Below are 12,638 nucleotides of genomic sequence, written 5' to 3' on the forward strand. Positions count from 1 at the left end.
CGATCATGTCGCCAATGCGCCAAAGGTCATGGTCTGTTCAAGTTCGCGTATTCACCCCGTTTGCGCGGCGCCAAATCGCAGGCATACTCGGACCGGTTCCGCCACGCCCCCACGTGCGGACGTTCAATCAGTCTTCCGGATACGAAACCATGCGCCCGCAGCCGCTCGCCGCTTGTCTCGCTCTGGTCGTCTTCCTGCCGTTTGGGGGCGTATCAGCGACACCGTCAGTCACGCCAGCCGCACCCGCCACGCCTGCGCCCGCCGCGGCAGTGGCCACACCCGCAGCGCCCACCGGCAATCCGTCCAACGGCCGCTTGCTGGCCTATACCTGCCAGGGCTGCCACGGCGTCACCGGTTACAAGAACGCCTATCCCAGTTATCGCGTGCCCAAGATCGGCGGCCAGTCCAGCCAGTATCTGACCCAGGCGCTGACCGAGTACCGCCAGGGCAAACGCAAGCATCCCACCATGCAAGCGCAGGCGCAGAGCTTTTCCGAGCAGGACATCGCCGATATCTCCGCCTACCTGTCCACCCTCAAATAAGCGCCCACATGCCGAACGCCCTGCACGCTCCGCGTCTAGCCATCGCCCTGGTCGCTGCCCTGATGTTGGCGGCCTGCTCACAATCCCAGGTCGAGTCCACCGATCATTCCGCCGGCGATGCCGGTCACGCCAGCGGCGAACATGGCTCCGGCTCGTCTGCCGGCCTGCCGACCGGGCGCGCCGACGCCGGCGACAAACTGGCGCACGCGAAAGGCAAGGCCACCGGCCAGAGCTGCATCGATTGCCATGGCGCCGACGGCAACGCCCCTATCGACCCCAGCTATCCCAAGCTCGGCGGCCAGTACGGCGATTATCTTGCACATGCTCTGCAGGCCTACCGCAGCGGCGATCGCCAGCACCCGTTGATGACGGCGCAGGCCACTGCACTGAGCGATCAGGACATTGCCGACCTGGCCGCCTACTTCGGTGCTCGACAGACGCAACTGCGCGACCTGCACGGCGTCAACTGAGTTGCAGACGCACAGCGTGCCCGCGCACGCTGCGTCTCATGCGAAATGAAAAAGCACTTGCGCGAACATTAACAGGCCGCTATCATTTCGTTCTCAGTTTCGTGGGGCCATAGCTCAGCTGGGAGAGCGCCTGCATGGCATGCAGGAGGTCGGCGGTTCGATCCCGCCTGGCTCCACCACTCCTGGCTTAGGCCGTCAGGGTGACAACTCAGGTTTTGATACGCGTCCCCATCGTCTAGAGGCCTAGGACACCACCCTTTCACGGTGGACACCGGGGTTCGAATCCCCGTGGGGACGCCAATCATCTGAAAGCCCCGGCACTGTCGGGGCTTTTTTTTGCGTGTTTTTCAGCATCGATTGCGTGCGCGGTTATCTGCACGCGATGCTCGTGGTGTGGCGTGTCATCTGTCGATATCGATGGTGCAACTGCTCCGCATCAGCACGGTGCGACCTGAAGCTTTGCACCTCACCTGCTGCGGCTGCCATCACGGCTATGCAGATGGGGGCGCAAGCAAACGCAGGATGTTGCGATGCTGATCGAATGTTGTGCGCAGACTGTTGCACATGACCGACGTGCAAAAGCTGCCATGGCCACTGCATCGCCCCACCTTACGCAATCTGACACTCGCGCATGCAGACGACATCCAGGTCGATCAGTTTGCGACGCGCACTCATCAAGCGCCCGCGAAGGCACTTGCCACATTGGTCCCCGCCACTCGCGAATCCGTCGCGCAAACTTTTTTGCACACACCACTTCCCAAGTGTCATCGATGTCGCTATGATTGCCGGCTCGCAGCATCGTGGGGCCATAGCTCAGCTGGGAGAGCGCCTGCATGGCATGCAGGAGGTCGGCGGTTCGATCCCGCCTGGCTCCACCAAATTCCCGACATAGGCCGTCTGGAATCTACAACCAGGTTTTGATACGCGTCCCCATCGTCTAGAGGCCTAGGACACCACCCTTTCACGGTGGACACCGGGGTTCGAATCCCCGTGGGGACGCCAATCATCTGAAAGCCTCGGCACTGCCGGGGCTTTTTTTTGCCTGGAATTCAGGGGGCATCCTACTCCACCGCATGCAGTCGGTGGCGGCACGATACGCGCGCATCGCGCCACTCCATCCAAACACGCGCGGATCGACCGTGGAACGCGCTCACTCGACGGCGCACTTAATTTGCTTGCGAATCGAACAAATCCGCACAACGACGGGTCAGGTCTGGCCGACATCCAGCGCCTTGCGGCCTTCGTGAGTGAGATCGATGTCGCCATCTTCGGCCTGTGTTGCATAGCCGGCACGCACTGCCCAGTTAGCCTCTTCGTCGGCAACCGGCGTGGTGTCATGGATGTTGCGCAAGATGCGCAGTTGCTGCGAAGAATCGAAATCCATGGGAAGCCACCTGCTTGAAAAGAGCTTTCCAAGGTACGCATCGCGCGTGATGGTTGCGTGCCTGCAGGCGCCTGGCGGCAATCCACGCTCATCTCGCCGGAATTTTCAGCGACCACGCATCATCGATGCGCGGCAATGGAACACGCCGCCATACGGCGAAGAAAGATGACGGTGCCGCACCAACTGCTGCACCACGTCGACGACAAATCGCTCTGTTTCTGACCGCAATGCTGCTCGGCGCGACGGGGCAACAGCCGCCAACATTCGCAGGTTCCGACGATTATCGAGCGCACAAAAGAAAAGCCCCTCTGACCGTCGCCAGAAGGGCTTTGCTTGTACCGCTACATCCTGGTGCCGAAGGTGGGACTCGAACCCACACGCTTTTAAGGGCGGCGGATTTTGAATCCGCTGCGTCTACCGATTCCGCCACTTCGGCGTGGCCGCGCAGTATAGCGACTTGCGCATGAAACGAACAGTGTCAGAACGCGCCTGACGAATTCAGGTGCAAGCAGTGGCGCCAGCGCTGCAGTGGAGCAGTGTCGATATACTGGCCGACTTAGGTGAAGGAGTAAGCAATGTCGGTGTTGCGTGGAGTTCGGGTGCTGGTGGTCGAGAACGACCAGATGAATGCCATGCTGCTCGATCTGCAGCTTGTCCAGGCTGGCGCGGTCGTGTTGGGTCCGGTCGGGGAAGTTGCGCAAGCGCTGACCCTGATTCAGGCCGATGCGCCGGAGATCGCAGTGCTCGACTACCGTCTTGGCAATGGCGAGACCAGCGAGCCGGTCGCCCGGTTGCTGTCGGAGCTCGGGATTCCGTTCGTGCTGGCGACCGGTGTTGCCAGTGGCACCATCCCCAGCGGCTTCGAGCGCGGCGTGATCCTGACCAAGCCCTATTTGTCAGACGAACTGATCAGCGCGCTGTCCAGGGCACGGCAGCTGAGCGGCGCCGCCAGCTGAGCAACAGCGTAAGCGGGTGCGCCGCCAGCATGTATGCGCGGCCGGTCTTCGACGGTCTTCACCGTCAGCCACAGCTGCTGACTGCCCGCCTGCCGCGCTTAACGTAGACCCCGCGCGTGGCCGCGCCGGCTGCCACACCCCCTCGATCACGGCCCGCTTGCCACTAGAATCGTGCATCCAGGCATGATGGGCAGGTCACCAATGGATATCGCCGTGTCGCCGTTTGCCGGTCTGTTGCCGGAGACGTGCGAGACAGCCGGGCTGTTGCTGGCGTCGTCCGCATGCGCCGCCGACCCGCAGCTGCGCGACAGCCCAGCGCTGCGGACGACACTTTCGCTGTGCCTGCATGCACAGGTGCCGATGCTGCTGGTCTGGGGCGAGCAGTCGCGCTGCATCTACAACGATGCCTGCATCGCGCTGTTGGGCGAACGCCACCCGGCAGCATTTGGCCAACCCTTGGCGGAACTTGCAGACAGCGTTGAAGCCAACCACACCAATGCCGATGCGCGTGCAGCATTGACGCTGTCGACGTGGTCCTGCAGCCCGGTGCTGCAGGCCGGCAAACCTCTGGGCATGCTGTATGTCGCCGGCACGCCCGCCCCTGCTGCAGGGCCGCCCCGTCGCGAGTCCGCGCCCGCAGCGGTGTCGCCTTCGCTCGACCAGTCGCCGGCCTTCATGGCGGTGCTGCGTGGACCCAGCTACATCATCGAAAGCGCGAACCAACGTTTCCACGAGCTGGTCGGACAGCGACCGTTGCTCGGCCGTCCCTTGCTCGAGGCGATGCCGGAAGTCGCCGACCAGGGCTATCTCGAGCTGCTCGATGAGGTGCGGCGCAGCGGCCGCCCTTTCATCGGCGAGTCGATGTCCGCCTATCTGCAGCGCACGCCCGGCAATGCGCTGGATCAGACCTTCGTGGATTTCCTGTATCAGCCGATGCGCGAGCGCGACGGCCGCATCGACGCGATCCTGGTGCACGGATTCGATGTCACCCAGCAACGCAGCATGGCAAGTCGCGACAGTTTCCTGCTGATGCTCGAAGACGCGCTGCAAAACGTCTCCGATCCGCGTCAGATCATCGATACCAGCGTGCGATTGCTGGGCGAACATCTGCAGGTCAATCGCTGCGCGTTCGGCCTGGCGGCGGCCGACGGCAGAACCATGCACGTGATCAGCGACCATGTGCAGGACATGCCAAGCCTGCAGGGTGATTTCCCGCTGGAAGTGGCGCAGGGCCTGCGCGACGCCTTGCTCGAAAACCGCCCCTGGTTCACCACCGATGCGATGGCGCCCGGTGCGCCGGACTATGTGGCGCAGCAGTACCGACGCTCCGGCCTGCGCGCGTCGCTGGCGATTCCGCTGCACAAACACGGCCGCCTGGTCGCGGCCATCGGCGTGCATCAGCGCGCACCGCGGCGCTGGCTGTCCACCGAGATCGAGCTGGTCCGCCTGGTTGCGGCGCGCTGTTGGGAATCCATGCAACGCGCCAAGGCGCAGCAGCAACTGGCCGCCAACGAGGCGCGGCTGCGCCGACTGGCCGACACCCTGCCGCAGATCATCTTCATTGCCGACCCGGAGGGTGAGCCGCATTACTTCAATCAGCGTTGGTATGAATACACCGGACTGGATCCTGCCGATCACCAGACCGCCGCATGGCATCAGGCACACACCGCCGAGGGCCTGCAGCTGTCAGCGCAGGCCTGGGCATTGGCCATCGAGGTTGAACGCGCCTACGAAATGGAGTGTGAGCTGCAACGCCACGATGGCCAGCGGCGCTGGCATCTGGCACGTGCCCTGCCCGTGCGCGGCGACGACGGCAGCATCAGCGAGTGGATCGGCACCTACACCGATATCCATGACCGCCGTGCGTTCGAGCAACAGCTGCGCGAAAGCGAAGTGCGCTTCCGTGCCTTGTGCGAGACGGTGCCGGCAATGATCTGGATGGCCGATGCGCGGGGCGACTGCGTGTACTGGAATCCGCGCTGGTACCACTTCACCGGGCAGGCCGAAGACCAGGCCATGGATCAGGGCTGGTGGGATGTGATGCATCCGGACGATGCCGAACGCGTGCGCCACGCATTCGGCCAGGCCTTGGAGCAGCGAGGCGAGTTCTTGGCCGAGTACCGCGTGCGTCGTCACGACGGGCAATACCGTTGGTGCATCGATACCGCGTCGCCGCACTTCGCCAGCGATGGACGTTTTCTCGGCCATATCGGCTCACTGACCGATATCTCCGAACGCAAGCTGATCGAGGATGAAACCGCCTCCGATCGTGCCATCCTGAGCCTGATCACCACCGGCGCGCCGCTGCCGGTGGTGCTGGACGCCATCGCAGCGAGCGTGGAAGCGCGTGGCGAGATTGCGCTGTATTGCGCGGTGATGGTGCTGGATGACGTACGCAAGATGCTGAGCTTCGGCTCGGCGCCGCATTTTCCGGTCGAGTACCGCGGGCATTTCGAAGCCTCGCCGATCGGACCGAACGGGCCGCCGTGCGCGCGCTCGGCCTATCTCGGGCAGCAGGTGATCTGCGAGGACATCCAGGCCGACCCCAGCTTCAGCGACCACCACGCGATTTCGGCGGCGCTGGGCATCGTCGCCTGCTGCGTGACGCCCATCCTGGACAGCAACGGGCAGGTGCTGGGCACGCTCAACATCTACTACGACCGCGTCCACCTGCCCTCGCTGCGCGAACAGGCGATGGCGCGCTCTGCATCGCATCTGGCCGGCATCGTCATCGAGCGCACGCGCGTGGATGCCAAGCTCAAGCAATCGCTGCAGGCCGAGACCGTCGCACGTAGTCAGGCCGAGCATGCCAGCCGGGTCAAGGACGAGTTCCTGGCCACGCTCAGCCACGAATTGCGCACGCCGCTCAATGCCATCCTGGGCTGGTCGCGGTTGATGCAGTCGGAGGTGTTCGAGCCGGCCAATCTGGGCAAGGGGCTGGTCATCATCGAACGCAGTGCGCGTGCGCAGACGCAGATCATCGACGACCTGCTCGACATGAGCGCGATCCTGTCCGGCAAAATCCGCCTGCAGGCAGAGCACTTCGATATCGCAGGACTGATGCGCAGCACGGTGGAGTTGATGCAACCCTCTGCACTGGCGCGCGACATCGCACTGGAACTGGATGCACCCGGCGAAGCCGAGTTGTGGTTCTTCGGCGATGCCGGGCGGCTGCAGCAGGTGCTGTCCAACCTGCTCAGCAATGCGCTCAAGTTCACCTCACCCGGCGGAACGGTGCGGGTGGCGCTGGACATCGAGGACGAACGGCTGCGACTGTGCGTGCAGGACACCGGCATCGGGATTGCGGCCGAGTTCCTGCCACATGTGTTCGACCGCTTTCGGCAGGCTGATGCCGGCACCACGCGGCGCGTGGGCGGGCTGGGGTTGGGCTTGTCGATCTCGCGCCAGTTGGTCGATCTGCACGGCGGCAGCCTGGGTGCCTCCAGTGCGGGCGAAGGCCAGGGGTCGACCTTCACCATCGTGCTGCCGTTCCAGCACGGGGTCAGCGATCTGCGTCCCGCGTCGGCCGGGTCGCTGCAGGTCGGTCCGCTGCCGAGTGATTGTCTCGGGCGCCTGGATGGCGTGCGCCTGCTGCTGGTCGACGACGACCAGGATTCGCGCGAGGCGGTGGTGCAGTTCCTGATGCTTGCCGGCGCGCAGGTGCAGGCGGCCGGCTCGGTGGAAGCGGCCGAACAATGCCTGGCAGAGACTCCCTTCGACGTGCTGGTCAGCGATATCGCCATGCCGGTGCGCGACGGCTACGACTTGATCCGCACCGTGCGCTCCGGCCGCGCCGACCTGCCGCGGCACATCCCCGCGATCGCCCTCACCGCCTATGTACGCGAAGAAGACCGCGACCGCGCAGTAGTCGCCGGATTCGATGCTCATATGGGCAAGCCGGTGGAACCACCCGGCCTGGTCGACCTGATCGAACGCCTGATCTTGCCGACGCGCGCGGTACGCAGCGAGGCGTGATGTCGCGCGGGAGCAGCTAATCAAAACAGCGTCGTCAACCAAGCGCTGCTTGCAACACACCCACCGACCATCCCGCTTGGTCCTTGCCCGCCCACCGTCGCGGGACCTTACGCGGCATGGATGCCGCGTAAGAGCCTACAAGGACGTACTTGCGGCGTGTCCTGCGATGGTGGGCGGACAAGGGCCCTGCAGCAAGGCCTCAGACCAGCCGCCTTACGACTGATCGTATCTGCATAGGCGCACCGCGGTGGTCCGAGTGCACGGACCCGCAGCCAAGTTGCAGATCAGCCTGTCCAAGCGCGATCCAATCGCAGCAGCAGACCCGCCTCCTTGCGAGCGGGTCTATCTACACTGCCCAGCCACGCCAGGGCAGCCGCCGGGCACGCTGGCTCAGCCGCGCTTGGCGCGTGCGAATGCCGCGGCCAGCGCGTTGTCGGCCGGCGGCGCAGTGGTACGCGGCTTGCTGTTGCCCTGCGCCGGGCCACGCCCACCGCCACCATCGCGCCGGCCCTGCCCCGCGCCGCCGTTGCCGCGTTGATCGCGCGATTGGGCTGCGGCATCGGCCGGCGGTGGCGTATCGGACAGACGGCAGGTCAGTGCGATGCGTTTGCGCACCACGTCCACTTCCAGCACCTTGACCTTGACGATGTCGCCGGCCTTGACCACATCGCGCGGATCCTTGACGAAGGTGTCCGACAACGCGGAGATGTGCACCAGGCCATCCTGATGCACGCCGATATCGACGAACGCACCGAATGCGGCCACGTTGCTGACCACGCCTTCGAGCACCATGCCCGGCTTAAGGTGCTTGATGTCCTCGATGCCTTCGGCGAACTGTGCTGCCTTGAACTCGGGGCGCGGATCGCGGCCGGGTTTTTCCAGCTCCTTGAGGATGTCGCGCACGGTCGGTACACCGAACTGCTCGTCGGTGAACAGCTCCGGCTTGAGTCCACGCAGGAAGCTGCCGTCGCCCAGCAGGGCCTTGATCGGCTTGCCGGTGCTGCCGACGATGCGCTCGACCACCGGATAGGCTTCCGGATGCACCGCCGACACGTCCAGCGGCTCGTCGCCATCAGCGATGCGCAGGAAACCGGCGCATTGTTCGAAGGTCTTGTCGCCCAGACGCGGCACCTTGAGCAGGTCCTTGCGGCGCTTGAACGGCCCATTGTCGTCGCGATGGCGCACGATGTTTTCCGCCACCGTGCTCGACAGCCCGGACACGCGCGACAGCAGCGCCGCCGACGCGGTATTGACGTACACGCCGACCGCATTGACGCAGTCTTCCACGCGCGCCTCCAGCGCCTTGGCCAGACGATATTGATCCACGTCGTGCTGGTACTGGCCCACGCCAATCGCCTTGGGCTCGATCTTGACCAGCTCGGCCAGCGGATCCTGCAGGCGCCGCGCAATCGACACCGCACCGCGCAGCGACACGTCCAGATTGGGGAACTCCTTGGCCGCAAACTCGGACGCCGAATACACCGACGCACCGGCTTCGCTGACCACGATCTTCTGCAGATTGCTCGCACCGCACAGCGCGATCGCCTCACCGGCGAGCTTGTCGGTCTCGCGGCTGGCGGTGCCATTGCCGATCGCAATCAGCTCCACGTTGTGCTGCATGCACAGCTTCTTGATCGTCTGCAGCGACTGCTCCCATTGCCGCTTGGGCTCGTGCGGGTAGATCGTCTCGGTGGCCACCAGCTTGCCGGTGGCATCGACCACGGCGATCTTGCAACCGGTGCGGATACCCGGGTCCAGCCCCAGCACCACGCGCGGGCCGGCCGGCGCGGCCAGCATCAGGTCCTTGAGGTTGTCGCCGAACACGGCGATCGCCTCGGCCTCGGCCTTCTCCCGCGCCTGGTTGAACAGGTCCAGCAGCAGATGCATGTGCAGCTTGGCGCGCCAGGTCAGCCGGCAGGCATCCAGCAACCAGCGATCGGCCGGACGGTTCTGGTTGGAGATGCCGGCATTGCGCGCCACACGGCCCTCGGCGTACTGATGGCCGGCCTCGGCATCGTTGCCCGGCTCCAGATCCAGGTACAGGAACTCCTCGCGGCGCGCACGAAACAGCGCCAGCAAGCGGTGCGAGGGAATCTTGGACAGCGATTCGGCATGATCGAAGTAATCGCGGTACTTTGCACCGGCCTCTTCCTTGCCCTCGGCAACGCGCGCGCGAATCACGCCGTTGTCGTTCAACCAGCTGCGCAACTCACCCACCAGGGCGGCATCTTCGCCCCAGCGCTCCATCAGGATGGCGCGTGCGCCCTCCAGCGCTGCCTTGATATCGGCCACGCCCTTTTCTGCGTCGATGTACGCCGCAGCAGCGACTTCTGGCGCCTGGTTCGGGTCGGCCAGCAGGCCATCGGCCAGCGGCTCCAGACCGGCTTCGCGCGCAATCTGCGCACGCGTGCGGCGCTTGGGCTTGTAAGGCAGGTACAGGTCTTCCAGCCGCGACTTGCTGTCGGCCGCCACGATCTCGGCGCGCAATTCGTCGCTGAGTTTGCCCTGCTCGCCGATGCTGGACAGGATCGCCGCGCGGCGCTCTTCCAGCTCGCGCAGATAGGTCAGGCGCGTTTCCAGATTACGCAGTTGGGTATCGTCCAGCCCGCCGGTGACTTCCTTGCGGTAGCGCGCGATGAACGGAACGCTGGCACCTTCGTCGAGAAGGGCGATGGCGGCGCGCGCCTGGGCGGGTTGGGCACCGATCTCGTCGGCGATGGTGCGAGCGATCTGCTGGGCAAGCTGGCTGTCGTGCATGGCGGCGCGGCCGGAGCCGCTTCACTGAAAAAAGCATTTTCGCAGTGCTGGCCCGCCGCGGGAACCCGTTGACAGGATCGCCATAACACTATGCCGGCGCGTCTTTCGACGGCTGACGAGCGCTAGCGGGCGATCGTCAGGTAGTTGCAGAGGGTGCGTAAGAGCTGAAGTACCGTTGCGATACCGGCAGCAGTGGGCACTTGGCGCCCACTGACAGTGAGCGCAGTCGTCCGGTCGGCTGTGCTTAGCTGGCGCGACCTGCGTAATGCGTGGCAGCGCGCTCGACCAGGATGCTTTCGTGCAGCGACTCCAGCGCCATCACGCGGATCTTGCCGACGTCCTTCAACGGCACCATGCGCTCGACATAGATCTCCGGGCCGGCGTCGGTCATCGCGCGCGACTTGCTGAACCCATAAGGCACAACACCCTTGTCGCCATCTTTGCTGCCACCGACGTACAGAACGATCGACATGCCCACACCCTCGTTAACAACTGTGACTACGTTAGTGGCGCGAGCATAACGACCGTGCCGTGAGGAGCTTTCCACGCACGTTAACGCCGGCTGTTTGCGGTTTGGTGACGGCAGGATCCCCTCGCCTGTCTGCACAACCGCTTCACCCGACCTACCGGTCCAATTGCGCTCCGCCCGCACGTACGACACCGCATGGACCTCAAGAGTGGCTACCCGTTCTGGTCGATCCGCAATGGGTTGATGCGCGCCTATCCGCGTCTGGAGCGGGACACCGATTGCGAGGTGGCCATCATCGGCGGCGGGGTCACCGCCGCGCTGATCGCGCACGAACTGGTCAAGCACGGGCACGAGGTGGTGGTACTCGAGCAGCGCGAGATCGGCTGGGGCAGTACCTCGGCCAGCACCGCCTTGCTGCAGTATGAAATCGACACACCAATGATCGAGTTGGCCAAGCACTACGGCATGCCGGCGGCTGCGCTGGCGTACGCTGCATGCGCGCAAGCCATCCTCGACCTGCAAGGCCTTTGCAATACGCTGGGCGGCTGCGACTTCAGCCGTCAGGACAGCCTGTACTACGCCAGCCGGTCGCGGGATCTCGACGACCTGCGTCGCGAACTGCAGGTGCGAAAAACCCACACTCTTCCAGTCGAATGGATCGAGCGCGCGCCGTTGTGGCACAACTACGGCGTACGCTCGGAAGGCGCGATCCTCAGCCGCCTGGCCGCCAGCGTCGATCCGTATCGGCTGTGCTACCGCCTGTTTGCAGAAGGCGAGCATTACGGCGCGCGCATCTACGACCGCACTGCGATCGCCACCCTCACACCCCACGACCGGCATGTCGCGTTGCGCACCCGCGACGGGGTCACGCTGCGCGCCCGGCACGTCATCATGGCCGCAGGCTACGCAAACCAGCAGTGGCTGTCGCAGCGCGTGGCACGCAACCGCAGCAGCTACGCATTCGTGACCGATCCGCTGCACGACGGCGAGATGGGCGCGCTCAAGCACACCATGATGTGGGAAACCGCGCGTCCCTATCTCTACCTGCGCAGCACGCCGGATGGACGCGTGGTGGCCGGCGGCGAAGACGACAACATCGATCTGCCCGCACGTCGCGACGCACGTGTCATGCGCAAGCTGAAGACGCTGCTGAAGAAGATCCACCAGACGATGCCGGACATCAGCCTGCGCCCGGTGTTCGCCTGGGGCGGCACCTTCGCCGAAACCGCCGATGGGCTGCCGTTCTTCGGCCCGCATCCGCAACATGGGCCGCGGGTGTCGTTCGCGATGGCGTACGGCGGCAACGGCATCACCTACAGCGCGATCGGCGCAGGCTTATTGCGCGCGCAACTGGAAGGCAGGCCTCACCCGTTGTCGGACCTGTTCGGTTTCTCGCGGTTGCGCTGAGATCCCCACGGCCACCAGCCGTGGCCATGCAGCGCATATGCGTCGGCGGCCCGTTCCAGCGGATTGCGTACGTGGATGCCGCCGCACAGCAAATACACCGGCAAAAACAGCGGGCCGAGCAGCATGTACTGGTAGACATGCGCACGCTCGTGGTCGCCCAGGCGCACCGGCGGGTGCTGACAACGCCCGGCAGCATGCGCATACGTGCTGCACTGCAGATCCAGTGAGGCGCCCTTGAGCAGGATCACATTGCCCAGCGTCATTGCCCCGCCCGGTCCCCATGGCCAGGCATGGAACACCACGGCCAGTTCCTGCCCGGACCAGCGCGGACGCGCGCCGAAACAGCTGCCGGCGGCACCGACGGCAAGGCCGAGCAAGGTATTGGGCAGCGTCCACAACGCGCCCAGCACCTGCATGGCAGACCACCGGCCCCGGGCGGGCGTCAGTCGGCCTGGTTGGGGATCAGCAGCCATAGGATCAGATAGACCAGGATGCCCGGGAACGCGGCCGAGGCGATCGACACGATCACGAACAGCACGCGCAACAGCGTAGAGCTCCAGCCGAAGCGGCGGGCGATGCCGCCGACCACGCCGGCGATCATGCGGTCGTTGAGGGAACGGGACAATGCGGTGGTCGTGGCCATGGAAGGCTCCTTCGAACGTGTTGCCCAGTCTAAAA

Annotated in this window: 10 protein-coding genes, 5 tRNA genes and 1 pseudogene; 10 read left to right on the top strand and 6 right to left on the bottom strand. The window is 64.8% G+C overall.

Going from position 1 to position 12,638, the window contains the following annotated elements; translation table 11 throughout:
- Nucleotides 1-149 precede the first annotated feature (149 nt).
- From ABQY64_RS11455 to ABQY64_RS11480, 6 genes are all read left to right on the top strand, one after another.
- Nucleotides 150-542 (top strand): cytochrome c, encoded by a 393-nt coding sequence (locus ABQY64_RS11455; RefSeq protein WP_039521742.1) that lies wholly within the window; start codon nt 150-152, stop codon nt 540-542.
- A gap of 8 nt (nt 543-550) precedes the next feature.
- Nucleotides 551-1,012 (top strand): cytochrome c, encoded by a 462-nt coding sequence (locus ABQY64_RS11460; protein WP_039514407.1) that lies wholly within the window; start codon nt 551-553, stop codon nt 1,010-1,012.
- Between the two features lie 103 nt (nt 1,013-1,115).
- Nucleotides 1,116-1,191: transfer RNA gene (locus tag ABQY64_RS11465), tRNA-Ala, on the top strand.
- A gap of 45 nt (nt 1,192-1,236) precedes the next feature.
- Nucleotides 1,237-1,312: transfer RNA gene (locus ABQY64_RS11470), tRNA-Glu, on the top strand.
- A gap of 502 nt (nt 1,313-1,814) precedes the next feature.
- Nucleotides 1,815-1,890: transfer RNA gene (locus ABQY64_RS11475), tRNA-Ala, on the top strand.
- Between the two features lie 48 nt (nt 1,891-1,938).
- A tRNA-Glu gene (locus ABQY64_RS11480) sits at nt 1,939-2,014 on the top strand.
- A 205-nt stretch (nt 2,015-2,219) separates the two neighbouring features.
- On the opposite strand, the gene ABQY64_RS11485 is transcribed toward ABQY64_RS11480, so the two are convergent.
- Both ABQY64_RS11485 and ABQY64_RS11490 read right to left on the bottom strand, forming a co-directional pair.
- A complete protein-coding gene (locus tag ABQY64_RS11485; protein ID WP_016904778.1) occupies nt 2,220-2,396 on the bottom strand; it encodes a hypothetical protein in 177 nt (58 codons plus the stop codon).
- Nucleotides 2,397-2,745: 349 nt separating this feature from the next.
- Nucleotides 2,746-2,832 (bottom strand) — tRNA-Leu (locus tag ABQY64_RS11490).
- Between the two features lie 139 nt (nt 2,833-2,971).
- Between ABQY64_RS11490 and ABQY64_RS11495 the strand changes: the two genes are divergently transcribed.
- From ABQY64_RS11495 to ABQY64_RS11505, 3 genes and pseudogenes are all read left to right on the top strand, one after another.
- On the top strand, nt 2,972-3,352 hold the full coding sequence (locus tag ABQY64_RS11495) for a response regulator (protein ID WP_026064880.1): 381 nt from the start codon (nt 2,972-2,974) through the stop codon (nt 3,350-3,352).
- Between the two features lie 183 nt (nt 3,353-3,535).
- Nucleotides 3,536-3,937, top strand: a pseudogene (locus ABQY64_RS11500) (histidine kinase); the annotation flags it as partial.
- A 90-nt stretch (nt 3,938-4,027) separates the two neighbouring features.
- The gene (locus ABQY64_RS11505; RefSeq protein WP_374151365.1) at nt 4,028-7,327 is read left to right on the top strand and encodes a PAS domain S-box protein; all 3,300 of its coding nucleotides are present in this window, start codon (nt 4,028-4,030) and stop codon (nt 7,325-7,327) included.
- Nucleotides 7,328-7,717: 390 nt separating this feature from the next.
- Here ABQY64_RS11505 and ABQY64_RS11510 read toward each other — a convergent pair whose 3' ends face one another.
- Nucleotides 7,718-10,084, bottom strand: coding sequence for a Tex family protein (locus tag ABQY64_RS11510; RefSeq protein ID WP_349779390.1), 2,367 nt, complete (start codon nt 10,082-10,084; stop codon nt 7,718-7,720).
- 244 nt (nt 10,085-10,328) lie between these two features.
- On the bottom strand, nt 10,329-10,556 hold the full coding sequence (locus ABQY64_RS11515; protein WP_016904406.1) for a hypothetical protein: 228 nt from the start codon (nt 10,554-10,556) through the stop codon (nt 10,329-10,331).
- Between the two features lie 192 nt (nt 10,557-10,748).
- Here ABQY64_RS11515 and ABQY64_RS11520 point away from each other — a divergent pair, with 192 nt between their 5' ends.
- Entirely contained in the window at nt 10,749-11,960 is a 1,212-nt protein-coding gene (locus tag ABQY64_RS11520; RefSeq protein ID WP_349779389.1) for an FAD-dependent oxidoreductase, read from the top strand.
- Here the strand turns inward: ABQY64_RS11520 and ABQY64_RS11525 are convergent.
- Together ABQY64_RS11525 and ABQY64_RS11530 are read right to left on the bottom strand one after the other, a co-directional pair.
- Nucleotides 11,918-12,433 (bottom strand): hypothetical protein, encoded by a 516-nt coding sequence (locus ABQY64_RS11525; protein WP_155413004.1) that lies wholly within the window; start codon nt 12,431-12,433, stop codon nt 11,918-11,920. The two genes, ABQY64_RS11520 and ABQY64_RS11525, sit on opposite strands and share 43 nt — an antisense overlap.
- The gene (locus ABQY64_RS11530) at nt 12,403-12,603 is read right to left on the bottom strand and encodes a PspC domain-containing protein (protein ID WP_016904409.1); all 201 of its coding nucleotides are present in this window, start codon (nt 12,601-12,603) and stop codon (nt 12,403-12,405) included. Before ABQY64_RS11530 ends, ABQY64_RS11525 begins: the two co-directional genes overlap by 31 nt.
- Nucleotides 12,604-12,638 lie beyond the last annotated feature (35 nt).

Origin of the sequence: Xanthomonas sp. WHRI 7065, assembly GCF_040203115.2 — a bacterium.
In the GTDB taxonomy this organism is placed as follows: Bacteria; Pseudomonadota; Gammaproteobacteria; order Xanthomonadales; family Xanthomonadaceae; genus Xanthomonas; species Xanthomonas arboricola.

Excerpts from the sequence above, each read along its gene's own strand:
- ABQY64_RS11495 (WP_026064880.1), top strand. The coding sequence starts at position 2,972 with ATGTCGGTGTTGCGTGGAGTTCGGGTGCTGGTGGTCGAGAACGACCAG.
- ABQY64_RS11515 (WP_016904406.1), bottom strand. The coding sequence starts at position 10,556 with ATGTCGATCGTTCTGTACGTCGGTGGCAGCAAAGATGGCGACAAGGGT.
- ABQY64_RS11510 (WP_349779390.1), bottom strand. The coding sequence starts at position 10,084 with ATGCACGACAGCCAGCTTGCCCAGCAGATCGCTCGCACCATCGCCGAC.
- ABQY64_RS11460 (WP_039514407.1), top strand. The coding sequence starts at position 551 with ATGCCGAACGCCCTGCACGCTCCGCGTCTAGCCATCGCCCTGGTCGCT.
- ABQY64_RS11525 (WP_155413004.1), bottom strand. The coding sequence starts at position 12,433 with ATGGCTGCTGATCCCCAACCAGGCCGACTGACGCCCGCCCGGGGCCGG.
- ABQY64_RS11455 (WP_039521742.1), top strand. The coding sequence starts at position 150 with ATGCGCCCGCAGCCGCTCGCCGCTTGTCTCGCTCTGGTCGTCTTCCTG.
- ABQY64_RS11530 (WP_016904409.1), bottom strand. The coding sequence starts at position 12,603 with ATGGCCACGACCACCGCATTGTCCCGTTCCCTCAACGACCGCATGATC.
- ABQY64_RS11485 (WP_016904778.1), bottom strand. The coding sequence starts at position 2,396 with ATGGATTTCGATTCTTCGCAGCAACTGCGCATCTTGCGCAACATCCAT.
- ABQY64_RS11520 (WP_349779389.1), top strand. The coding sequence starts at position 10,749 with ATGGACCTCAAGAGTGGCTACCCGTTCTGGTCGATCCGCAATGGGTTG.
- ABQY64_RS11505 (WP_374151365.1), top strand. The coding sequence starts at position 4,028 with ATGGCGGTGCTGCGTGGACCCAGCTACATCATCGAAAGCGCGAACCAA.